The sequence below is a fragment of the Jatrophihabitans lederbergiae genome, from assembly GCF_031845305.1.
GTDB classification, from domain to species: Bacteria; Actinomycetota; Actinomycetes; order Mycobacteriales; family Jatrophihabitantaceae; genus Jatrophihabitans_A; species Jatrophihabitans_A lederbergiae.
In genome coordinates this window covers 1-22,803 of record NZ_JAVREH010000055.1, presented here as the reverse complement: position 1 = coordinate 22,803, position 22,803 = coordinate 1, and the positions used below count along the sequence as shown (strand labels likewise).

At 68.8% G+C, this 22,803-nt stretch carries 22 protein-coding genes and 1 pseudogene; 12 read left to right on the top strand and 11 right to left on the bottom strand.

What is annotated here, in order from left to right; translation table 11 throughout:
* Window positions 1-248: 248 nt before the first annotated feature.
* A protein-coding gene (locus RM423_RS20975; protein ID WP_311424998.1) for an IS3 family transposase occupies window positions 249-1,363 on the bottom strand; the annotation gives its coding sequence in 2 pieces (ribosomal slippage) (window positions 249-1,090 and window positions 1,090-1,363; 1,116 coding nt in all).
* Between the two features lie 475 nt (window positions 1,364-1,838).
* Here RM423_RS20975 and RM423_RS20970 point away from each other — a divergent pair.
* Window positions 1,839-2,201: a VOC family protein gene (locus RM423_RS20970; RefSeq protein WP_311424997.1), complete on the top strand. Its 363-nt coding sequence runs from the start codon at window positions 1,839-1,841 to the stop codon at window positions 2,199-2,201.
* Between the two features lie 33 nt (window positions 2,202-2,234).
* Complete coding sequence (locus tag RM423_RS20965) at window positions 2,235-2,711, top strand: GNAT family N-acetyltransferase (RefSeq protein WP_311424996.1); 477 nt, start codon at window positions 2,235-2,237, stop codon at window positions 2,709-2,711.
* A gap of 69 nt (window positions 2,712-2,780) precedes the next feature.
* Here RM423_RS20965 and RM423_RS20960 read toward each other — a convergent pair whose 3' ends face one another.
* Together RM423_RS20960 and RM423_RS20955 are read right to left on the bottom strand one after the other, a co-directional pair.
* Entirely contained in the window at window positions 2,781-3,515 is a 735-nt protein-coding gene (locus RM423_RS20960) for an SDR family oxidoreductase (RefSeq protein WP_311424995.1), read from the bottom strand.
* Between the two features lie 165 nt (window positions 3,516-3,680).
* The gene (locus RM423_RS20955; protein WP_311424994.1) at window positions 3,681-4,061 is read right to left on the bottom strand and encodes a hypothetical protein; all 381 of its coding nucleotides are present in this window, start codon (window positions 4,059-4,061) and stop codon (window positions 3,681-3,683) included.
* 53 nt (window positions 4,062-4,114) lie between these two features.
* Here RM423_RS20955 and RM423_RS20950 point away from each other — a divergent pair, with 53 nt between their 5' ends.
* Together RM423_RS20950 and RM423_RS20945 are read left to right on the top strand one after the other, a co-directional pair.
* The gene (locus tag RM423_RS20950; protein WP_311424993.1) at window positions 4,115-5,173 is read left to right on the top strand and encodes a UDP-N-acetylmuramate dehydrogenase; all 1,059 of its coding nucleotides are present in this window, start codon (window positions 4,115-4,117) and stop codon (window positions 5,171-5,173) included.
* Window positions 5,174-5,340: 167 nt separating this feature from the next.
* Window positions 5,341-6,141, top strand: a complete 801-nt coding sequence (locus RM423_RS20945; RefSeq protein ID WP_311424992.1) for an SDR family NAD(P)-dependent oxidoreductase — start codon at window positions 5,341-5,343, stop codon at window positions 6,139-6,141.
* A 10-nt stretch (window positions 6,142-6,151) separates the two neighbouring features.
* Here the strand turns inward: RM423_RS20945 and RM423_RS20940 are convergent, their stop codons facing one another.
* A complete protein-coding gene (locus RM423_RS20940) occupies window positions 6,152-6,538 on the bottom strand; it encodes a CU044_2847 family protein (RefSeq protein WP_311424991.1) in 387 nt (128 codons plus the stop codon).
* A 90-nt stretch (window positions 6,539-6,628) separates the two neighbouring features.
* Between RM423_RS20940 and RM423_RS20935 the strand changes: the two genes are divergently transcribed.
* The 8 genes from RM423_RS20935 (at window position 6,629) to RM423_RS20900 (ending at window position 15,885) form a co-directional block, all read left to right on the top strand.
* Complete coding sequence (locus RM423_RS20935) at window positions 6,629-8,578, top strand: potassium transporter Kup (RefSeq protein WP_311424990.1); 1,950 nt, start codon at window positions 6,629-6,631, stop codon at window positions 8,576-8,578.
* Between the two features lie 223 nt (window positions 8,579-8,801).
* Window positions 8,802-9,038 (top strand): DUF427 domain-containing protein, encoded by a 237-nt coding sequence (locus RM423_RS20930; RefSeq protein WP_311424989.1) that lies wholly within the window; start codon window positions 8,802-8,804, stop codon window positions 9,036-9,038.
* Window positions 9,035-10,447 carry a hypothetical protein gene (locus RM423_RS20925; RefSeq protein ID WP_311424988.1) on the top strand — a complete coding sequence of 471 codons (1,413 nt, stop codon included), beginning with the start codon at window positions 9,035-9,037 and terminating at the stop codon, window positions 10,445-10,447. The genes RM423_RS20930 and RM423_RS20925 overlap by 4 nt, the downstream gene beginning before the upstream one ends.
* Window positions 10,447-11,238, top strand: a complete 792-nt coding sequence (locus tag RM423_RS20920) for an MTAP family purine nucleoside phosphorylase (RefSeq protein WP_311424987.1) — start codon at window positions 10,447-10,449, stop codon at window positions 11,236-11,238. The genes RM423_RS20925 and RM423_RS20920 overlap by 1 nt, the downstream gene beginning before the upstream one ends.
* Entirely contained in the window at window positions 11,235-11,942 is a 708-nt protein-coding gene (locus RM423_RS20915) for a TIGR04282 family arsenosugar biosynthesis glycosyltransferase (protein WP_311424986.1), read from the top strand. Before RM423_RS20920 ends, RM423_RS20915 begins: the two co-directional genes overlap by 4 nt.
* The gene (locus tag RM423_RS20910; protein WP_311424985.1) at window positions 11,939-12,787 is read left to right on the top strand and encodes a TIGR04283 family arsenosugar biosynthesis glycosyltransferase; all 849 of its coding nucleotides are present in this window, start codon (window positions 11,939-11,941) and stop codon (window positions 12,785-12,787) included. Before RM423_RS20915 ends, RM423_RS20910 begins: the two co-directional genes overlap by 4 nt.
* Entirely contained in the window at window positions 12,777-14,174 is a 1,398-nt protein-coding gene (locus RM423_RS20905; RefSeq protein ID WP_311424984.1) for an MFS transporter, read from the top strand. Before RM423_RS20910 ends, RM423_RS20905 begins: the two co-directional genes overlap by 11 nt.
* A gap of 31 nt (window positions 14,175-14,205) precedes the next feature.
* Entirely contained in the window at window positions 14,206-15,885 is a 1,680-nt protein-coding gene (locus tag RM423_RS20900; RefSeq protein ID WP_311424983.1) for a radical SAM protein, read from the top strand.
* An 8-nt stretch (window positions 15,886-15,893) separates the two neighbouring features.
* Here RM423_RS20900 and RM423_RS20895 read toward each other — a convergent pair whose 3' ends face one another.
* The 7 genes and pseudogenes from RM423_RS20895 to RM423_RS20865 all read right to left on the bottom strand — a co-directional run bounded on the left by RM423_RS20895 (window position 15,894) and on the right by RM423_RS20865 (window position 22,052).
* On the bottom strand, window positions 15,894-16,139 hold the full coding sequence (locus tag RM423_RS20895) for a hypothetical protein (RefSeq protein WP_311424982.1): 246 nt from the start codon (window positions 16,137-16,139) through the stop codon (window positions 15,894-15,896).
* 28 nt (window positions 16,140-16,167) lie between these two features.
* Window positions 16,168-17,605: pseudogene (locus tag RM423_RS20890) on the bottom strand (dihydrolipoyl dehydrogenase family protein).
* 71 nt (window positions 17,606-17,676) lie between these two features.
* Window positions 17,677-17,952 carry an anti-sigma factor family protein gene (locus RM423_RS20885; protein ID WP_311424980.1) on the bottom strand — a complete coding sequence of 92 codons (276 nt, stop codon included), beginning with the start codon at window positions 17,950-17,952 and terminating at the stop codon, window positions 17,677-17,679.
* Entirely contained in the window at window positions 17,952-18,524 is a 573-nt protein-coding gene (locus RM423_RS20880) for a sigma-70 family RNA polymerase sigma factor (RefSeq protein ID WP_311424979.1), read from the bottom strand. The genes RM423_RS20885 and RM423_RS20880 overlap by 1 nt, the downstream gene beginning before the upstream one ends.
* 107 nt (window positions 18,525-18,631) lie before the next feature.
* The gene (locus RM423_RS20875) at window positions 18,632-19,270 is read right to left on the bottom strand and encodes a class I SAM-dependent methyltransferase (RefSeq protein WP_311424978.1); all 639 of its coding nucleotides are present in this window, start codon (window positions 19,268-19,270) and stop codon (window positions 18,632-18,634) included.
* A 50-nt stretch (window positions 19,271-19,320) separates the two neighbouring features.
* Complete coding sequence (locus RM423_RS20870) at window positions 19,321-19,542, bottom strand: hypothetical protein (RefSeq protein ID WP_311424977.1); 222 nt, start codon at window positions 19,540-19,542, stop codon at window positions 19,321-19,323.
* Window positions 19,543-20,051: 509 nt separating this feature from the next.
* Window positions 20,052-22,052 carry a M4 family metallopeptidase gene (locus RM423_RS20865; RefSeq protein WP_396327816.1) on the bottom strand — a complete coding sequence of 667 codons (2,001 nt, stop codon included), beginning with the start codon at window positions 22,050-22,052 and terminating at the stop codon, window positions 20,052-20,054.
* Window positions 22,053-22,803: the final 751 nt, after the last annotated feature.

Below are 22,803 nucleotides of genomic sequence, written 5' to 3'. Positions count from 1 at the left end.
GATCACTGGACCCCACCGGCCACGGTCGGGCACGATGGGCAGTGCGGTGGAAGCCAGCGCTCAACGCGTTCGCGATCACCTTCGCCGACCGATTCCCGGCCGCCGAAACCTACTGATGGAAAACGCCGGAAACACCGTTTACGAGATAGACCCCGCCCGGCGCTCGAGTTCTACCAGTCGGTCTTCGGCGGTGACCTAATGGCAGGACCCCGTGAAGTGATCCAGGGTTTGTGAGAGTCGCCTGGTTTTTATTGGTGGGTGCAGGTGGCAGCGTATCGGGCCGGTGCTTGGTAGCCCAGGGCTGAGTGCCGGCGGTGGTGGTTGTATTCGGTCTTCCAGTCGGTGATGACGATTTTGGCGTGGGTGAGGGACCAGAAGAGGTTGATGTTGAGGCATTCGTCGCGGACCCGGGAGTTGAACGATTCCACGTAGCCGTTGCGCCACGGCTCGCCTGGTGGGATGAAGCTGAGCCCGGTTCGTTCGCCGGCCCGGTCCGACATCGCCCCGCAGGCGAGTTCGGGGCCGTTGTCGCAGCGCAGCACGGTCGGGTAGCCGCGGTGTTCGGCGAGGCGGTCCAGTTCGTTGATGAGCTGGTCGCCGGTGATGGAGCGGGCCACGAGACCGCCGAGGCATTCGCGGGTGTGCTCGTCGATGATCGAGGCGATCTTGACGGGTCGGCCGTCGGTGGTGGAGTCGAACTGGAAATCCACTGCCCACACCCGGTTCGGGGCGTCCGCTTTCAGAGCGTCCGGCGCAGTGCTGCTGCCGAGGCGTTTGCGGCGTGCCCGGATCGGTACCCGGAGGCCTTCCTCGCGCCAGATCCGTTGCAGCTTCTTGTGATTCACGATCCAGCCGTCAGCGCGGGCATCATGATAGGCGCGGCGGAACCCCCACCGTGGATGGTCTTTGGCGTACTGCCGCAGCCACCTCCGCAGCCCCGCATCCGGGTCAGCCTCGGTGGCGCTGGCCGGTTGGTGGCGCTGCGTAGTTCTGTTCTGCCCGACCACGACGCACGCGAACCGCTCGCTGACACCCATCGCCGCGATGAGGTGCCGCACGGCCGCCCGGCGTCGCGCCGGGCTCAGAATTCCCCCCGGGCGATCTCCTTCAGCGCTGCCTTGTGCAGCTCGGCGTCGGCCAGCAGCCGTTTCAGGGTGGCGTTCTCACGCTCGAGTTCTTTGAGCCGCTTCGCGTCATCGGCCTTGAGGCCGCCGAACTGGTTGCGCCACCGGTAGTAGGTCTGCTCGGCCACCCCGAGCTCGCGGCAGACGTCGGCGACGTCTTTGCCCTCGCCCAGCATCCGGTCAGCCTGAGCCAGCTTCCGCACGACCTGCTCCGGGGTGTGTCGCTTCCTTGTCGTCATGATCATCGAGCCCTTCGGTCCACCTTCGTGGACATCAAGACTCTCACTCAACCCGGATCAACCAGATGGGGTCATGCCAACAGCCCACGACGGCTCGCGACATCGTCTGCTGATCGGACAACCGCGGATCGGGTCGACTCGTGAAGTCGACGTTCCGCACCGGTCAGCATCAAGTTCGGTCGCACCTGGGCACCACCAACGACTATCTACGGCGCCCGCGCCCGCCAAACGGGCCACCCCCGCACGGGTACGCGCGCCAACCCGGTTTCCTCCATACGCTGGCAACGCCGCGCTCGTCCGCCATTATCGCCAACATTGTGGGCCTATCCAGCTCGTCGAGAGTTCCACAGCGCGGCGGACGGCGCCTGAGCCGACCGCGGTTGCCGCCGCAGCGAGCACTTCTGTCCGATCCTCATTTGTTGGACAATGTGCCACACCACCTGCCGTTGACAGCCGTCCGTGGAAGGATGACCGCATGAAGATCGCACGACAGGTCGTCGTCTTCGATGCCCCCGACCTGACCGCCGAGAGCACCTTCTGGGCCGGGCTGTTGGGTGGCACGGTCGACGCGGACGAGGATTGGCACACGGTCCACGTTGACGGCACACCGCGGCTGGGCATTCAGTTGGCGCCCGACCATGTGCCGCCCGAGTGGCCTGGTGGGACACCGCAACAGATCCACCTCGACCTGTTCGTCGATGACATCAGGGGTGCCCATGACGAGGCCGTCTCTCTGGGCGCCAGATTGTTGAAGCCGGCAGAGAACATCGAGTCAGCCGCGGGTTACCAGGTCTACGCCGATCCGGCCGGGCATCCGTTCTGCCTTTGCTGGGGCTGACCCCTCTCAGCTGATCTCGAGCCGGCTGGTCCGATGGAACCCGAATTAAGGCAGCTGCGGTCCGCGGACCTTCCGGCGGTCATTCGCCTCCATTTCGCGGCCTTACGGGCTATCGGCGCCGACGCCGGCCCTGGGCCCTGGGACGATGATCTCAACGACATCGCCGGCGTGTACCTACAGGGCGGTGGAGAATTTCTGGTCGCGACTCTCGGCGGAACACTCATCGGGATGGGCGCCCTCCGCCGAGTGGATGCCCGAACAGCCGATATCAAGCGGATGAGGGTGGCACACGACTGGCAAGGCAGGGGCGTCGGACGCCGCCTGTTGGTTGAGCTGGAGAGCCGCGCCGCCGCTCTGGGGTATGCGCGGCTGATACTGGACACCACCGAGCGCCAGCCCGCGGCCCTGGCGCTCTACGGTTCCGCGGGCTTCCAGGTAACAGGCACCGCAGTCATCGCCGGGCTGACGTCGATAACGATGCAGAAGCGGGTGCACGGCGCCACTGCCTAGTGACGGATCGTACCGGCGCCCACGTGCGGGCGGCATCAAGCCGGCGCGGCCAGCGGCCGGAAAAACTACTTAGCTGCCCTGCCCCATGCTCCACAGCTGCCACTGCGTGGTGCGTACCCGCCGCGGCTGCTCCAGCACTGTCACGATCGCGTGCGCGACGTCCTCGGGCCGCAGGTAGTCCGCCAGCGACGGGTCACCCTCGGTACGTCCGGCGCCGATCGCGAACTCGGTCTCGACCCCGGCCGGGCAGATCGCGGTGACCCGGATGCCGTCGGTGCGGACCTCGCGGTCCAGCGCCCCGGCGAAGCCGACCTGGGCGAACTTGGTCGCGGCGTACACGGCCTCGTCCTCCCCGCCCCGCAGCCCGGCGACCGAGGCGACGATGACGATGTCACCGGCACCGGCCTTCCGGAACGCGCCGACCGCGGCACGAGCCGCCCAGACGGTGCCCTCGATGTTCGTCCGCATCATGGTCTGCAGATCCTCGTCCGAGCGATCGAGGACGCCGCCGTACATGCCGATGCCGGCGTTGATCACAATGCTGTCCAGCTTGCCGAAGGCATCGATCGCGGCACTGACCAGACTGGTCGCGGCGGCCGGGTCCCGGACGTCACCGGTGACCGCCAGCACCCGGTCCGCGCCGAACTCCGACACCAGTCCATCGAGGCGGTCCTTGCGCCGGGCCTGTACCGCAACGCGCGCGCCCGATTCGAGCAGCAGCCGTGCCGCGGCGGCACCGATGCCGGCACTCGCGCCGGTGATGGCGACGACGGTATCGGTCAGTTCTCTTGTTTCAGCAGGCATGTTCATCCGTTCCTCTGATCCCGTCGAGGGATCGTGTCGTGACACGCTCAACGATGTCGTGGCGTGTTCAACCATACGGCGAGGCGGTACGAGGCATGCTCCCCGCGAGGGCGTGTGCCGGACGTCGTGACATTCGCGGCGAGCGGCGGCTCGTAACAGCCGTCGTCACCCGGCCTCGCGCGGAACTCCCAGCTTCGGCACGCCACCCAATCCGAGGTTGTACCGGACGTTCTCGGAGTACTCCGCCAGCTTCTTCCACAACGCGGCGTGAGCCGGCCACGGAATCGGGTTGTCACCGTCACGCCAGCTGTCGCCGAAGGTTATCCACACCGCGATCCAGTCGGCGGCGATGTTCCAGCTGCCGTTGCTCCAGTCGATCAGCGCGCGACGGATCTGCATGGCCGCCTGGGGCGCGTCGGGGAACGTGGTCGTGGTGTGCACCGTCCAGACCCGGAAGTCGTGGGACATCAGATCCAGCTCGAAGTCGTCGAGCACGGCCGGAGCGACCAGCACCGTCGCCATGTTCTCGAAGCCGCGTTCCCTCACCCGGTAATTATCTACCAGGGAGCGCCGAACTACCCGATGTAGCCTTGGGCCCCGTGACACCTACCTTCGCTGAGCTCACGACCATGCGGGTAGGAGGCCCGACCGCGGACTTCGCGCGCGCCACGAGCACCGATCAGGTGCTCGACGTCGTCCGCCGGGCGGACAGCGCGGGCCGGCCGGTACTGGTCATGAGCGGCGGTTCCAACCTGGTGGTGAGTGACCAGGGCTGGGATGGGATCACCGTTCAGGTCGCCTCCAACGGAATTGACATCTCCGGTACGACGGTTCGCGCGGACGCCGGCGCCGACTGGGACGTCCTGGTCGCCGAGACGCTGGCACAGGGGCTCGCCGGCCTCGAACCGCTGTCGGGCATCCCCGGGTCCGTCGGTGGCACTCCGGTGCAGAACGTCGGCGCCTTCGGAACCGTGACGTCCGACGTGCTGCGGTCGGTCACCGTCTATGACCGCCGGAGCGGCGCGGTCAGCGAATGGCCCCCGGAACGCTGCGGGTTCGGCAGCCACCGGCAGTCGGCGTTCAAGCACACCGACCGTTACGTCGTGCTGAGCGTCGCGTACGAGCTGCGGCGCAGCACTCGGTCCGTCCCGCTCACCTTCGCCGAACTCGTGCGCAGGCTCGGGATCGAGCCCGGCGCCACGGCGGACACAAGCGACGTGCGCCGGGTCGTGCTCCAGTTACGCCGCGAGCGGGGCTCGATCTATGACCCGGACGACAACGACACCTGGGGCGTGGGTTCGTTCTTCATCAATCCGGTGCTGGCGGCCGTACCGGAGCAAGCACGGGAAAGCCCGACGTATCCGGACGTGAACGGAACGAAGCTGCCGGCCGGCTGGCTGATCCAGCACGCCGGCTTCGCGCCCGGATACGGCCGCGACTGGGGCCGGGGCAGCGTCGCGCTGTCGTCCAAGCACGCGCTGGCCGTGACGAACAAGGGCGATGCCACCACAGCCGAGGTGATGGCCTTCGCCGCGCACATCCGCGACGGTGTCCAGGCGCGGTTCGGCATCCGGCTCGGGCCCGAGTGCGACCTGATCAGGTGCTCGCTGGACGATGCTCCGTCAGGACGCCAGCCCTCGGCGGTCCCGGTTCCGTAGTCGCTGGAGTTACGGCACGGACCTGCCGCGAGCCGCCGAGTCTGAGCGGTCGCCGCAGTCGAGTACGGCTGGTTCTGCCTGACGTCCGGCCGCGGGACCGAGGCCTTGCCGTTCGATCCCGACGATCCCGAAACCGACCCGTCGAGGGCCGGGCTACCGTCGAGGACGTGACTGACAACGACGGAGAACGGGCAGACGGCGTAAGGGTTCTGATCACCGGGGCGACGCGCGGGCTCGGGGCCGCGATGGCCACCGCGCTGCTCGCCGCCGGTGCTGACGTAGTGGTGACCGGACGGGACCAGGGCTCTGCCGATGCTGCGGCCGAGCAACTGGCTGCCAGCGGCACCGGCCGGGTCGTGGGCATCGGCATGGACGTCCGCGACGAGGGCAGCGTCGAGCGGGGTGTTCACGCGGCGGTGGACGCACTGGGCGGCATCGACGTCCTGGTGAACAACGCCGGAATCGGCATGCGCACCGTCAACCCGGCGTTTCTCACCGAGCCGCAGCCGTTTTGGCAGGTACCACCGGACGGCTTCCGCGACCTGGTCGCCACCAACCTGACCGGCTACTTCCTGGTGGCGCGGGCGGTCGTCCCGCACCTGCTCGAAGCCGGCACCGGCCGGATCGTCAACGTCTCGATGAACCACGAGACCATGAAGCGCGCCGGGTTCGTGCCGTACGGCCCGGCCCGGGCGGGAGCGGAGGCGCTGTCGCGGATCATGGCGGCCGACCTCGACGGCAGCGGCGTGACGGTGAACATCCTGCTGCCGGGCGGGGCAACCGCGACTGGGATGGTGCCCGACGACGTCCCGGCGGCGATGCGCGCGCACCTGCTGGACCCGTCGATCATGGGGCGGCCGATCCGGTGGCTGTGCTCGGCCGCGGCGACCGGCGTGCATGACCAGCGCATCGTCGCCACCGAGTTCAACGACTGGCTGAGCCGCCGTTCAACGGGCGCCCCCGGGTAACCAGCGCGTGTCAGCCTTGATCAGCCGCCCGGTCGTAGCCGATGGTGACCCGCAACGACGCCTGGACCGATGACCCCGCGACGACGATTCCACCGCTCGCGGTGAACGCCAGGCCGAACTCGACCTCGACCGTGTCCGGGTGCACCGCGCGTTCGGCCAAGGATTCGACAGTGCCGGCGAGCCGGGTCGCGATTGCCTCGATCACGTCCTGGGCATGGTCGAAGGCGTCCACCAGGCCGTCCGCCGCCTTGTCCGCCAGTGCGCTTCGCGGCTCCGGTCCGGACGCGGTCTGTGGGCCGTCCGCCGGCTCTGGGCCGGCCACGGGCTCCGGGTCGGGCACGGTCTCCACGAGCACCTGCACACCGCTCACCTGGAATGGCACGATCCGCCCCGTCATAACCGTCACCCTCGCACATCGGCGGGACGCGGAAAAGCCGCTGCCACCGCGCAGCGGTTACCCGTCCACCGACCGTGCAGACTTGGGCACATGACTGAACTGGCACGGCGTGGGGCAACGGCAGCCGGAACCCGCGGGCGGCTGCACCCGGCGGCGCACGGCTCGAGCGGGCTGGGCCTGGCCCTGGGCGCGCTCGGCATCGTCTACGGCGACATCGGGACCAGCCCGCTGTACGCGCTGCAGACGGTGTTCGCCATCGACAACGGCGCGGTGCGACCGACACCGGCAGATGTGTACGGCGTGATCTCGCTGGTCTTCTGGTCGGTGACGCTGGTGGTCTCGATAAAGTACGTGGTCTTCATCCTGCGCGCCGACAACGACGGCGAGGGCGGCGTGATGGCGCTGGCCGCACTGGTACGCCGGATCTTGGGCAGCACCGGCCGCCGCACCGCCACGTTCATGGCCCTAGGAGTGTTCGGCGCGTCGCTCTTCTACGGCGACAGCCTGATCACCCCGGCCATCTCGGTGCTCTCGGCGGTCGAGGGCATCAAGGTCGCCGCGCCGGGACTGTCCGAGGCGGTGCTGCCGATCGGGGTGGCCATCCTGACGCTGCTGTTCGCCTCCCAGCGCTGGGGCACCCACCGGGTCGGCCGGATCTTCGGACCCGTGATGGTGCTGTGGTTCGTCACGCTCGCGGTACTCGGCCTGCCCGAGATCATCGCGCACCCGGGCATTTTGAAGGCCCTGTCGCCCACGTACGTCGTCACGTTCACCACCGACCACCCGTACACGGCGTTCATCGCGATGGGTGCCGTCGTGCTGGCGATCACCGGCGCCGAGGCACTGTATGCCGACATGGGGCACTTCGGGCGGCCGCCGATCCGCCGCGCCTGGTTCGCGATCGTGTTCCCGTCCCTGATCCTGAACTATCTCGGCCAGGGCGCGTTGATCCTGCGGAACCCGTCGGCCACCGAGAACCCGTTCTACCTGCTGGTGCCGAGCTGGGCGCGGATTCCGATGGTGGTGCTGGCAACCCTGGCGACCGTCATCGCCTCCCAGGCAGTCATCTCCGGAGCGTTCTCGGTCTCGCGGCAGGCGTTCCGGCTGGGCTTCCTGCCGCACCTCACCATCCGCCAGACCTCGTCGAAGGAGAGCGGCCAGATCTACGTTCCGGCGGTGAACTGGCTGCTGTTCGCCGGCGTGCTGGTGCTCATGCTGACGTTCCGCAGCTCCAGCCGGCTTGCCACCGCGTACGGGGTGGCGGTCACCGGGACGCTGCTCATCACGACCACGCTGTTCCTGCTGGTCGCCGCCACCGCCTGGCACTGGGCACGCTGGCAGCTCATCCTCACCGGTGTGGTGATCGGCGGCGTGGAGCTCACCTACTTCGCCGCGAACATTACCAAGGTGGCCCACGGCGGCTGGTTGCCGCTGCTGATCGCCGCCGCCGTTTTCACGGTGATGATGACCTGGCAGCGTGGCCGGGCGATCGTCACCACCCGCCGCGTCAAGCTCGAGGGCACCTTGTCGGACTTCATCGACCAGTTGCACGCGGACCGGATTCCGCGGGTGCCCGGCACGGCGGTGTTCCCGCATCCCACGAGCGAGACGACTCCGCTCGCGCTGCGGGCCAACGTCCAGCACAACCACGTGCTGCACGAGCGGGTGGTCATCGTGTCGGTCCGGTCCGAGAACGTTCCACACATCGAACCGGCGGAGCGGATCACCATCGACAACCTGGGCTACGCCGACGACGGGATCTTTCACCTCACCGTCCGGTACGGCTTCCAGGACGAGCAGAACATCCCGCGGGCGCTGGCCCAGGTCCGTCAGCTCGGTGGCGGCGAGCTGGACATCGACCCCGACACCGCGTCGTACTTCCTGTCCCGGATCACCATCCAACGGGGCAACGGCACGGGCCTGCCGGCCTGGCGCAAGCGGCTGTTCATCGGCCTGGCGCACAATGCGGCGAGCCCGGCGCTGTACTTCGGGCTGCCCGAGGACCGGACCATCGTGATGGGTTCCCACGTCGATCTGTAGTTCCTGCGCATCGAGGACGAGCCGATTCTGCGGCGGCGGCCCGACTCGCATCAGGGCGGTGACGTGGGATGACTCGATGCCATCCACCGGGTTTCCATCACGACGATGCGTCCGACCTGCCAGTCGATGATGAGGAGACCTGTGCGCCTGCCATTGCGTTGGATAGATATGACCACCTACGTGGCGACACTGAACGGCACGGTGATCGCGCAGCGATCGAACGGTGCTGATCGAGGGCAACCGCTACTTCCCGCCCGATTCGATCGTGGAAGAACACTTCACCCGAACCAAGATGAGGTCGCTGTGCCCGTGGAAGGGCATCGCCGGCTACTACACCGTCACCGTGGACGAGGTACATCAGCGCAATGCCGCGTGGACCTACCGGCATCCCTCACCGCTGGCCCGGAAGATCAAGAACCACGTGGCGTTCTGGGACACCGATTCGGTCACCGAAGAGTGAGCAGCCGATTCCTGACCCGTCTGCGGCTGGCGTGGGAGTCGACGCGCCCCGTAGACCCGGAGACGACAGCCACGCTGCGCGAACGCTGGCAGGCGTTACCCGAACACGTGCGCACCCCGGCGCAGGCACTCGGCCAGCACGCGGTCGGCTGCGAGGGCACCCACGGCGTGTTCCCGCGCTGCAACCTCGCCTGCACCCCGTGCTACCACTCCCGCGACGCGAACCGTGTCCGCGTCGATGGAGGCCACACCGTCACGCAGGTCCGCGCACAGTTGCGGCTACTGCGCGAGCGGCGTGGGCCCCACGCTCACGCGCAACTGATCGGCGGCGAGGTCAGCCTGCTGCCACCTGATGATCACGCGGCCGCGCTGCTGGCGATGCGTGAACAGGGCCGTGAGCCGATGAGTATGAGCCACGGTGACTTCGACGCCAGCTATCTGACAGCTCTGGCCCTCGACGCCCACGGGGAGCCGCGGCTTCCGCGGGTGTCCTTCGCCGGCCACTTCGACATGCTCATGTTCGGGCGTCGCGGCATCGAGCGGCCCGCTGACGAACGCTCCTTGAACCCCTACCGACGCCGGTTCGTCGACATGTTCGCCGATCTGCGCCGAGAACACGGCGTGCCCTACTTTCTTGCGCACAATATGACCGTCACGCCGCGCAACCTCAACCAGATCGCCGACGTCATCCGCGACTGCCACGACTACGGATTCGGGTTGTTCTCGTTCCAGCCGGCGGCGTTCGTCGGCGATGATCGTCGCTGGCACGAGGGCTACCGGGACTCCACCGACGATGACGTCTGGGCCCAGATCGAGGCCGGGGCCGGGACACGGTTGCCGTTTCGGGCGCTGCAGGTCGGCGACGAGCGCTGCAACCGAACGACCTACGGCTTCTACGTCGGCGAGCGCTACTTCCCGATCCTGGACGACGAGAAGCCCGCTGATCTGCACACCCGCGATGTGTTCTTCCGCCACCTGGGCGGGGTCAACTTCGCCGGCACTGCGTTGCCGACGCTGGCGGTGAAACTGGCGCGGGTGATCGCGCGGCATCCCTCGGTCGCCGTCGTGTTCACCGCCTGGACCGTGCGGATGGCACGCACGGTGGGGCTGCGGCGTCTGCTGCGCTATCGCAGGATCCGTCCGGTCACGTTCGTCATGCACTCGTTCATGGACGCCGCCGATGTCACACCGGCCTGGGAGGCGCTGCAGCGCGGCGAGACCAGCGCGCAGCCCCGGGTGCTGGCCGCCCAGCAGCGGTTGCAGGCCTGCTCGTACGCGATGGCGCACCCCGAGACCGGTGAACTCGTCCCGGCCTGCGTGCAGCACAGCGTGCTGGACCCCGGCGAGAACGTCGCGCTGCGCCAGTTCCTGCCGTTGCTGCCCACCGTCCGCTCCCACCGGGAGGGCTGATGCGCGTCGGCATCATCACCGGCTCCGGTTCCTACCAATGGCCCTCCCTCACCGCCGCAACCTCGACCAGCGTGTCGACCCGGTTCGGGAACGTGGAACTCACCGACGGGAAGCTGGGTGACGTCAAGGTGGTGCACCTGTCCCGCCACGGCGCTGGACACGCGCGGCTGTCCCACCAGGTCGCGCACCACGCGAACCTGACCGCGATCATCGACCGCGGCGTCGATTTCGTGATCAGCGTGACCGTCTGCGGCGCGGTCGACCCGGCCGCCGACCTCGGATCACTCGTCGTCTTCGACGATCTGTACTTCCCATCGAACAGGATGCCCGACGGAACGGCATGCACCTGGCACGACACCCCCGCAGCACCGGGTCGCGGCCACTGGATCTTCGACTCGCCGTTCTCCGAACCGCTGCGGCACCACGCCATCGCCGCCGCCAGAGCGCTGGACGTGCCGGTGATCGGGCGGGGCTGTTACGGCCACGTCGACGGCCCACGATTCAACAGCCGCAGCGAGATCGCCGCACTCGCCCGCGACGGCGTGACCGCGGTCAGCCAGACTGCCGGACCGGAGATCGTGCTGGCCGGTGAGGCCGAGGTACCGATCCTGCTGCTCGGCTACCTCACCGACTACGCCAACGGTGTCCGCGCCACACCGGAACCGGTCGAGGCGCTCATCGCACGCATGCACGCCAGTACCGACGTGTTCGCCCGCGTCGTGGACGCCACCATCCGACGCGTCCAGGAGCCGCCACCTCCAGTGGGCACCAACTACCGGTTCGACGCATGAGCCGGCACCCGACCGTGGTGATGACCCGCGCCCCCCGTCCCGGCCAGACGAAGACCCGGCTGCAACCGCTGCTCGGCGTGGCCGGCTGCGCACGGCTGCAACACGCGCTGATCACGCACACCGCGGCGGCCAGCGCGGCGTCGACGTCAATGCATTTCGCGGTCGACCCGCCAGACGCGCTGGCCGAGGTAGCCGACATCGCCGGTGCGGGCACCAGCGTGTTCGCGCAAGAAGGCGAGCATCTCGGCGCCCGCATGCGCGCAGCGGTCGCGCACACCGCACAGATCCGGCCCGACCCGGTGGTGCTGATCGGCACGGACGTCCCACATCTGACGGCCGGGCACATTCTTGACGCGGCGCGGCTGCTCGAGCACGGCCACGACGTGGTGTTCGGACCAGCCCTGGACGGTGGCTGCTACCTCGTCGCGCTGACCCGCCCGACGCCGGAGGTATTCGGCATCGCCCCCGGCCTGTGGGGCGGACCCCGCGTGCTGGCCGCCAGCGTCGCGGCGGCACGCGGTGCTGGGCTGAGGGTAGCGTTCCTGGCGCCCCTGCGGGACCTGGACACCCCCGAGGACGCGCGAACCCTCGCCGACGACGACACCGTCCCGACCGCGATCCGATCGATCCTCAGCGAGTCGGCTACCACCGCGGACGCGCCACCGGTCGGGCGGGCGCCACGACAGTCGAGGGTTCCGTCATGAGCGACCCGCGGCGACGCGCACCGGCGGCGTGGCGCCCCCGCCAGCACGCATCAGCGCCCGCGCGGCATGTCCTCGCGGTGTCGATCATCGTGCCGGCACTCAACGAGGCCGCAGTCATCGACGCGGCTCTGGCCCGGCTACGCCGCGACTTCAGCGACTGCGAGCTGCTGGTCGTCGACGGCGGCAGCAGCGACGCCACCGCGCAGCTCGCGACCGCGCACGCCCAAGTACTCAGTACGGGCCCGGGCCGGGCGCGGCAGATGAACGAAGGCGCCCGCCACGCCGGCGGAGACGTGCTGTGGTTCGTGCACGCCGACACGGCGATCGACCCCCGCGCATTACAGCAACTCCGCGCAGCCTTGGCCGATCCGCACACTGTCGGCGGCGGCCTGAGCCTGCGCTTTGACCGACGCACACCCTCGCTCGACCATCTCGCCCGGGTGTCCACACTGCGGGCCCGCCACCTACACCACGTGTTCGGCGACCAAGCCATGTTCGTGCGCCGCGACACGTTCGAGCAGCTCGGCGGTTTCGCGCCGCTGCCGCTGATGGAGGACTTCGAGTTCTCCCGCCGCCTGCACCGGGCCGGCGGAATGGTGGTCCTCCCGGCGACCAGCACCGCCTCCTCACGGCGATTCACCCGGCACGGGACGCTGCGGATGATCGCGTTCATGCAGTACCTGAAGCTGCTGTTCCTCGCCGGCGCGTCCCCCGAGCGGATCCGGCTGCGCTACGAGGCAGGACCCGGCCTCGCGCTACCCCGCCTCGCCGCCAGCACGCCGGCCGCGCGCCCGCAGACAACCCGTCCACCCGGCGCGACCAAGGAGACACACCATGGCGACTGAGCCCGACATCGGGGCACGGCTGGATCGTGCGCCGTGGCAACGCCTGCACACCACGATCCTGATCGCGCTCGGCGCCGGGTGGCTGTTCGACTCGTTCGAGGTACAGATGTTCAGCAGCGCCGTCGGCCCGTTGGGTGATCACTTCGGCGCGAGTGTGTTCGAACGCGACGCGGTGCTCGCTGTCTGGCTCGGCGGCATCCTCATCGGCGCCGTCGTCGGCGGCAGCCTCGCCGACCGGTTCGGGCGCCGTCGGCTGTTCGTGGCCACCCTGCTGTGGTACGCCGGGTTCACGGTGCTGACCGGTCTGAGCCCGAACCTGGCATTTGTGTACGGATTCCGGTTCCTCGGCGCGCTCGGCGTCGGCGCCGAGTACTCAATCGTCAACGCCGCCATCTCGGAGTTCATGCCGGTGCGGGTGCGGGGCAAAGCGAACGCGCTCGTGATGAACTTCTGGCCTCTCGGCGCGATCCTGGCTGGGCTGTTGGCCTACTTCGCCCTCGACACGCTCGCTCTGTCCAGCGCCGTGTCCTGGCGTTACATGTTCGTGCTCGGTGGTCTGGTCGCCCTGGTCGTGCTGTTCTTTCGGCGCCGCATCCCCGAGTCCGCCCGCTGGCTCGCCTCGCAAGGCCGAACAGGCGAGGCCGAGCAGATCGTCCAGACGCTCGAAGGCGTGCAAGCCCCGTCAGTCCCGCTCGCCGACGAGACGAGCCGTCCGGTGACAGCACTGTCGACGAGGTCAGCGCTGGCCGAGTTGCTGCGTCATTACCCGGGTCGGCTCGCGCTGGGCTCGCTGCTCGATCTCGCCGAAGCGTTCGGCTACTACGGGCTGTTCGCCCTGATGTCGGTAGTGGTACTGCCACAGATCCACATCTCCCAGTCCGGGATTCCGATCTTCTACATCATCGGCAACGTCGGCGCGCTGGCCGGAGGAGTGCTCATGGCCAGCCTGTTTGACCGAGTCGGACACCGCCGAACAGTCGGCACCTGCTACCTGCTGTCCGCGGTCGCGGTCGCGGTACTCGCCATCGCCACGCAGAGCGGCAGCACACTCTGGGTGACGCTGGCCTTCGTCGTCGCCAACGGAGTCGGAACCGCGGCCTGGACCTCGGCGTATCCGATGTTCACCGAACTGTTCCCCACGCACCTGCGCGGAATGGGCGTCGGAACCTCGGTCGCCGTCGGACGCATCGGCGCCATCGTCGGCACCCTCGCACTGCCCACCATCGCCAGCGATCTCGGAGCCACAGCGTCCTATTCACTGGTCGCGGCGTTCTGGCTGGTCGGCGCGATCGCGGTCGGCGTCGCCGCCCTCAACGGCGGACCAGACCCGTCGCGGCGCTCGCTGGAGGACGTCGCGCCGCTGCGCGCCGAACCGGTCCTGCTGTGACAGCGCCGATGACCAGCCCTGGAGGACGATGATGCGGATAGCAGTGTGCGGTGGCCCCTACGCCAACCCCTACGCGTTGCGGGCATTCCTCACCGACGCTGAACGGCGTGGATGTGAGCGGCTGTTCTGTCTCGGCGACCTCGGTGGATTTGGTGCGGAGATGGACGCGCTGCGGCCGCTCCTGCAGGGGGCCGAGGTGGAGTGCATCGCCGGCAACTACGACGTCGCGCTTGCTCGTGGCGACGCCGACTGCGGCTGCGGCTACCGCGACGCCCGCGACAACGAGTACGCGCAACTGATCTATGACCACACCCGCGCGCACACCGACGCGGACTTCGCGGCCTGGATGGGGACCCTCCCGACCGAGCGGCGGCTGCGGATCGAGGACTGCGAACTGCATCTGGTCCACGGCTCGACCGTGGCACTCAATGACTTCTGGTGGGAATCGCTGCCCGAGGAGGAGCACCGGGCGCGGGTGGCGTTGAGCGGCGCGGACGTCGTGCTCTGCACGCACAGCGGCCTGCCGTGGCAGCGACGGGTCGGTGACACCCTCGTCGTCAACGTCGGAGTGTTGGGCAAACCTGCCAACGACGGCACCCGCAACGTCTGGTACGCCGTGCTCGACATCGAGGACGGGGCCGCGAACGCCGAACTCGTCGCGCTGGAGTACGACTGGCAAGCTCAAGCCGCGTCGATGACCGCCGCCGGTCTACCGCAGCCGTTCGTGCAGACGATCGAGACCGGTTGGTGGACGACGTGCCTGGAGATCCTGCCGCCCCACGAACGTTCGACCGGCCGCTACCACCTCTACCGCAGTTCGCTGCCCGAGGGCTTCACTCCCGCCGAGGACGGATGGGGCACGCCTCCGGAGGTCACGGCCGTCGGTGAGCTGCCAGTGATCCCGCTGTTCGGGTCACCGTTCTTCCCCGCCCGGTTGTGGATCTACACCAACTTCCACTGCAACCTTGCCTGTGACTACTGCGCGGTCGCGTCCTCGCCGACGGCGCGGGCCCGCAGCCTGTCGCTCGAGCAGTTCCAGGCACGCGTCGACGAGGCCGTCGCCGAAGGGTTCGCCGAGCTCTACCTCACCGGCGGGGAGCCGATGCTGCACCCCGACCTCGCGGACATGCTCCGCTACGCCGTTGACCGGCTACCGGTGGTGCTGCTGACCAATGCCATGCTGCTGCGCGGTAGGCGTCTGGAGCGGCTGCGAGATCTGGCCGGGCACCCGAACCTGGTGGTCCAGACCTCCCTGGACGGTGCGCGGGCGGCGACACACGATCTGCACCGCGGCCGCGGGTCGTGGCAGCGCACCATGGACGGGATCGCCGTCGCGATCGAGCTCGGCTTGCCGGTGCGGGTCGCGCTCACCGAGACGCCGGAGAACACTGCCGAGATCGGTGAGGTGAGCGACATGCTCGCCGGGCTCGGAGTGAAGGGTGACGCGTTCGCGGTGCGGCCGATGCTGCGCAGGGGGTTCTCCGAGGACGGTATGGACATCGGCGCGGACGACACCACTCCGGAGCTGACCGTCACCGCGGACGGGCTGCACTGGCATCCCGCCGGCGCGGACGCCGAGACAAGCCCGGACATGCTGCTGGCCTCCGGTGCTGCGCCGCTGGCAGTGGGCAAACAGGTAGTGACCGAACGGTTCTTCGCCGCCCGGCTGGCCGACGGAAGCATGCCCCAGCCCTACCGCTGTGCGATCTGAGCTCGCCGTCACGCCACCCAGCGGCGTGCCCATGCCGCGTGGCTGAGAATAGTGATGCGTCCGACCTCCGGTATCGGCTCGCCGGCCTGGCAGTGCTCGTCGTGGCGGCGGTGCTGCTCGCGGTGTTCGTCGACGTGCCGAGCGTGACCGAGCTGCGCGGCGAATATGCGGGAACCGGACTGCTCGGGGCGAGCGTCGGCGCCCTCGCCGCGTTCTACCTCGGCCGGCTGCTGGGCCGCGATGCCGTCCAGCATTTCACCGTGGTCAGGCGGTCGTCCGTGTTCAGCGTGAGACGCGGCGGCGCCGGACCGAGCCGAGCGCCCGGGTGGCACGGGCGGCCATCGGGCTGGTCAAACCGTCCTGCACCTCGGCGATCGCGGCCTTCCAGACACCGTCGCCGTAGGTGGGGTAGGCGTGCATCGCGGCGGCGAGGTCGCGCGCGCAGCCCGTGACGGGCGGCGAGAACGAGTTCGGCCAGTGACTCACCCGCGCGCGGCCCGACGATGCTTGCGCCGACCACTCGGCCCTTGCGATCCAGGACCAGCCGAGTGATCCCGCGGGTGCTGTCGTCGGCGATGGCGCGGTCGACGTGGTCGTGGTGGATGTCGCGCACAGTGAGCCCCGCCGCTGCCGCCTGGTGCGGACTGACGCCGAAGGCGGCGACTTCGGGCTGGGTGAAGGTGACGCGGGGGATCGTGGCCGTGTCGACCGTCCGGCGCAGGCCGAGCACGGCATTGCTGGCGGCTGTACTGGCGTGTACGCCGGCGGTGTGCGTGAACTGCGGGTGGCCGGTGAGGTCGCCGGCGGCCCAGATGCGGGGGTTGCTGGTCTGCAGCCGGTCGCTGACCACCACGTAGCCGCGCTCGTCGGTGTCGACACCGGCCCGCTCGAGCCCGAGGTCGCGGGTGCGGGGGCGACGGCCGACCGCCACCAGGATAGCGTCGACGCGCAGGGTGCCGTTCGAGAACGAGACGGTTGACCGTCCGTCCTCGTCGCGACTGACCGAGGCCACCTTGCCACCGTTGCCCACGGCGATGCCCTCCTCGGCAAACGCCGCAAAGAGCATCGTCGCGGCCATCGGGTCCTCGCGGGGCAGCAGTGTGGGTGCCGATTCGACGATCGTCACCTGCGAGCCGAGGCGGGCGAAGGCCTGTCCCAGTTCGCAGCCGATGCTGCCGCCGCCCAGGACCAGCAGCCGTGGGGGGAGGTGGTCGAGCTGCCATATCGAGTCGCTCGTCAACGGGTCGGCGTCGGCCAGACCGGGGATGTCGAGCACGGCCGGTGCGGAGCCCGTCGCGAGAAGCGCCTGCCGGAAGGTGATCGTCGCCCCGTCCACGACGGCGGTGTCCGGGCCACTCAGACGGGCGGTACCGTGGACGACACGCACACCCGCGGCCCGCAGCGCGGCGGGCGCGTCTTCGGGCTCGATCGTGGTAATCGCCAGCCGGACGTGCTCCATGACCTCAGCGAAGTCGACGCGCACCGAGTCGATGTGCACTCCGAGGCGGGCGGCGGCGCGGGCATCGGCGGCGGCGTGTGCCGCGGCGAGCAGCGCTTTGCTGGGCACGCAGCCGGTCCACAGACAATCGCCGCCGGTGCGGTCGCGTTCGACCAGCAGCACACTGGCCCCGAATCCGGCGGCGGTTTTGGCTGCCACGAGGCCCGCGGTGCCGCCGCCGATGATCAGCAGATCCCACGCGTTGCCGTCCGGCGGGGTCATGTCGTGGTCGGCGTCCGGGGCGCTCCACTGGCCGGCATCGAGCTCGCCGCTCGGGGTGTGCTCGGAGTGGGTCATCCGGTGTCCTCGGCGATCAGTTGCCGCGCGGTGTCGCGTACGCGTGTCACCACGACAGGATCCGGCGTGCGGCGCTGTGACCAGGTCGCGAGCGCGCGTCGGATGCCTCGGTAGTCCTCGGCCGTTGCGGTGCACTTTGCGCAGGTAGCCAGGTGGGTCTCCAGCCGGTGCACCTCCTCGGCGGTCAAGAGAGCGGCGGGGTCGGCGTCGAGGTAGCGCTGGATGCGGCGGCCCGCCCAGTGGCAGGTCCACATCGTGCTCAGCATGGACATCAGCTGCTCCTCCTGGACTTGGCGGCGGCGTTGAGGTCGTGGCGCAGCCGTTTCCGGGCGCGGCTCAGTCGGGAGGTCACGGTCCCCACCGCGATGCCGAGGACGTCGGCCACCTCGGTGTAGCTGAGATCGTCGACGTCGACGAGCAGCACGACGGTGGAGAACTTCGGGTCCAGCGCGGCGACCGCGCGGTGCAGATCGTCGCCGAGCTCCCGGTCAGTGATCGTCTGCTCCGGACTGGACGACTCTGCAGCGCCAAAAGCGAGGGTGTGCCGCTCCAAGCTGTCATCAGCGTCGAGCAGGTCGGGTCGTTGCCGCCGGTGTGAGTTGATGTTCGTGTTCCGCAGGATCGTCAGCAGCCACGCCCGCGGGTGGGCGCCGTCGAAAGAGCCCAAGCCGCGGTAGGCGCGAATGAGGGTGTCCTGTACCAGGTCCTCCGCGTCGACCCAGGATCCCGTCAGCGTCCGGGCCGCCCGCAACAGCACGTCGATCTCGGGCTCGACGTGCTCGGCGAACGCGCTCTTGCGCGCCGCGTCGGCGGCGGTCGCGGCGTCGTTCAGCCCAGGGCTCACGACGGGAGAACCCGGTGTGAGCCGCGATTCCTTCCCCGGGTCGCGCCACGGTCGACCTCGCCTCGCGGGCGTTACGGGCTCTTCAGGTTTCGGCAGGCGGCTGAAGGTCACGGTCGGGTGCCGGCGCCTATGTGAATATGCCCGCCGCGCACGACGTGATGGCTGGTCGCGGTCGTGGTCTGCAACGCCAGGGTCCATGGGGCGCGGGTGATGTCGGCGCCGCCGGTGAAACAGGCGAGGCGGACCAGCGGGGACAGCGCCTGCCATCTCCCGACCGGTAGCGCCATGTCGACCACCGCGAGTCGCCCACCCGGCCGCACCCGGGCCAGGGTCTGGGCATACGCGTCGCGCCAGTTCTCGATGATCGACAGCGAATAGGCGAATAGGGCGGCGTCGAACAATGGCGGCGACGAACTCGCGGCGAGCGCGGCGTCCAACCGGGCAGCGTCCGCCTCCACGAGGCGCACGTTGCCCCAGCCTCGCTTTGCGACGCGGACCCGCGCGCGAGACAACATTGAGCCGCTCGCGTCCACCCCGATCACAGCACCGGCCGGCCCGACCGCATCAAGGAGCAACGGGAAGTTCAGTCCCGTTCCGCAGCCCACATCCAGCACCCGGTCACCGGGTCGCAACTGCAACTCCTCGACGCCGACCACCCGCCCGGCGCGATAGACCGGCCGCTCCCCGGACACGACGTCATACAGCCGTGCCCCACCTGTGTAGCGGGCTGGCCGCTGGAACTTCATCCGCCAAGCATCCACTGCACGACACCTCGCGAACGCCGGATCAGTGTGAATTACCAGCTGCACATGGTGTTTTTCTCCCCCGAATCCAAGATCAGCCCGGTGATTGACCCGCCAGTCTTCGTCGTATCACCCGGCGCCAAGGCCGGGATCGGCCGCAGGTGATCAGCCATGTCGCTGGGGTCGCTCCGGCGAAGCAAGCCGGGCCGCCGACGACCCCGTTGCTCGTCGCTGACGCCGAATGCAGAGTTGAACTGGACGATCTCGATGATCAAGTCCGCGTCTATCTGGCGAACCTCCCGATACCACGGCGGCAGAGTTGCAACGAACGCGGTGAGCGTGTGTCGTGGAGTCTGCCATGCCAGCGTCTGTCGCGGCCGATCGTTCAGCTCGCCAGCGACGTCGTCGAGCTGCTGTTGGGTGGTGAGCCTGAAGTCGGTGTAGCCCCGCCACGTCGATGGAGGCGCGCTGACCGCCCGAAGGATCCAGCAGCCTGCGATACTCGGGGAACTCGTGATCCAGCCCCGCGCCGCTGACCCGCCGGTTGGCGTGATGAACGCGAGCCGCTGACGGTCAGGCCGCACTGGCGCGCCATCGAACCGATCCCGTACAGCTCGCTCTCCACCTGCTGAACCCTCCAGCCTCAACCTGGTCGAGAGTCAACCCCACCGTACTGACAAAAAAGCCGCGAGCCGGCCGCCACAGTGGCGACCGGCTCGCGGGGGGACCGAGGAACCTAGCTGCCCAGGGGCAGCGGCGTTAGGGCTCTCTGAGCAACCCGTGTTCAGGACAGCGTCAGCGCGGTGTCATCGACCACGAAGGACGTCTGCAGTGAGGCGTCCTCGACGCCGGAGAAGCTGACCGTGATGGTCTGGCCGGCGAGTGTGGAGACGTCGAAGGTCTTCTGGGTGTAGCCGGTGGCGGCGTTGGTGTTGGAGTAGGTCGCGAGGGTGGTGGTGCCGGCTTTGACGGTGAGTTTGTCGTAGGCGGTGGTGCCGGTTTCGGCGGTGTCGATGTGCAGCCAGAACGACAGGGTGGCGTGGCAGCCGGTGGGGATGGCGACCGATTGGGTGAGGGTGTCGGTGTGGGCGCTGCCGTAGCCGTTCATCCAGGCCTTCCAGCTGCCTGAGTGTGCGGCTTCGCCGGTGGTGTTGTCGATAACGCCGGTCGAGGTGGTCCAGGGTGCGGCGGTGCCGGTCTCGAAGCCGGGGTTACCCAACTTCTGCCCGGAGCAGGTGCCGGTTCCGCCGCCGGTTCCGCCGGCGCAGGTCGGGTCGGCAGTCTGAGCGGGAACGCTGACCGCGTCCCACGCCGCCTTGACGACCGCGAACTTCGAGCAGTCGTTGGGGTACAGGTTCTTGGCAGCGGTCAGGGTAGCGGTGCGGTACTTCAGGTACGACATGCTGGTCGTCTTGGTCAGCATGGCGTTGTAGAAGATCTTGCCCGCGGCCTGGATGCCGATCCCGGTGATGGCGCCTCCACCGTTGCAGGTGGTGCTGGCCGGTTGGCCGTCCGTCGGGTCGGTGCCCTCGGCGACCAGGTAGAACCAGTGGTTGCCCGGACCCGCGGCGGCGTGCGTCTCGGCGCTCGGGATGGAGCTGGAGTAGCAGTTCGCGTCACCGGCGAGGGACGGGTTGTACATGTAGCGGATCGGGCCGTTGCCCACCAGGTTCACCTTTTCACCGACGGTGTAATCCGGTGCGTCGTAGGTGGTGGACTCGGCGGCGTACGCCTCGGTCATGGCACCGAAGACGTCAGCGGTGAACTCCGCAACGGCGCTGGATCCCAGGCCACCAGGGGTGTGGTCGTCCACGCCGTGTCCGAACTCGTGACCGACGACGTCGAGCACCGAGATGTTGTCACCGGCGTTGTTGTGGCCGACTGCGACCTGCGTGCCGTCGTAGTAGGCGTTGACGTCGTTGAGTCCCATGCTGATGGGGTAACCGTTGCCGTTGCCGTCGATACCGTTACGGCCGAGCCACGCGCTCAGCATGCTCCACTCGTGCTGGACGTCGAAGAGCGCATCGACGCAGCCGGTCTCCTGGTTGGTGGTGCCGTTGCCCCACAGGTCGTCGGAGCCGGTCAGGACGGCCTTGCTGGTGAAGTCGCGGCACGAGATGCCGGGACGCAGCGGGTCCTTCATGGAGTAGGAGGTCGTGCTGACCTTCGTGGTGTCGATGTGCAGCGGGCTCGGGCCGTTGTAGTGCGCCGTGCCGTCGCCCTCGCGGACCTCGTCGTAGGAGTACGCCACGGCGCCGGTCTTGGCGTCGGTGAAGACGTGCAACTTGCTGGGGATGGCACCCTTGTGGCTGGTGACCACCGTTTCCCACGCCAGTCGCGGCGTACCGAGGGCGAGCACGACCTTGCGACCGGCGGACACGGCATCGACGGTCTTGCCGGCGGCCTGGCCGCGGGCGGTCGTCGCTGCCTTCGGGGCGGTCAGCGTCGCGGTGGTCGAGACGTTGATCGTCGAGCTCTGCTGCACGGTGGTCGACTTGACGTGACCGGCGGCGTCGGTGACGACGACGAAGTCGCCGCCGATGACCGGCAGGCCCTTGTAGGTGCGGTCATAGGGGACGTACTGCAGGCCCTGCGGAACCGAGATGACCGGGTGGGCCACGAAGGCGTCGCTGGCACTGGCATGCAGCGCGGCGGGACGCGAGGCGACCAGCTGCGCAGCGGACTGGACGGCGAGCGCGCTGGCGGCCGGCTGTGCGGCGGGCTTGGGGGCGGCGGCCGCGGTGCCCGCGGTGACTGCGATGCCAGCGACGGCGAAGGCCGCCATGCCGGTGATCGCCGTGATCGCTGTGATCGCCGTGGTGCGACGAGGGGGGGACGGTTGAACCATGAATGGTCCCTTCGGAGACGGGAGGGGGTCACGACTGTTGGGAACGGTCGCGTATTGCTGGCGTGCCGTGTCCATTCGGTCACTCCCGGTGGGCGACACTGCCGGGCTTGGACGTTATCGGTGCGTTCTTTGCGTAGTCAATGGAAATGCACAGATTGAAACCGAAGTGGCGGTATGCGCGCGCCCTGGTCCCGATCGAGCAGATTGCGACGTGACTCTTGGGTACCCGCGCTGCTGAAAGTGGCGATTCAGCCGATGGGAGAGGGGTGACTGTGCTAAGCGCCATGCAGCCCCGAGATCACGTCGAGGCCGCCCGCTCGGTGCCGCGGCTGCCTCAGTGACGGCGGTGACGACGCCGCTGTCGCTCCGGTCGGTCGGCCAGCTGGGGCAGGCGGCGGTGGTCACGGTGGTCGGGGCCGTTGACCGTCGGCGCGTGGCTGCTGCGCTACACCCGGTCCCACAGCGCGCGGGCGTGGGCCGTCTTCCCGTTCGTCGCCGTCGTGGCGGTGACCGCCTTGGACTGCTGACTGCGGACGTGACTGCCGGTGCGCAGATCGGTGATGTGGGGCCTTCGCCCCGAAAAGTGGACACGCGATTTGATTGTTATGCGGCCGGTCGTAGCGTAGCCGCGGTGGTGGTGTTCTCGTAGGTGATCGGGCTGCGGTAGCCGCAGGCGGAGTGCCGGCGG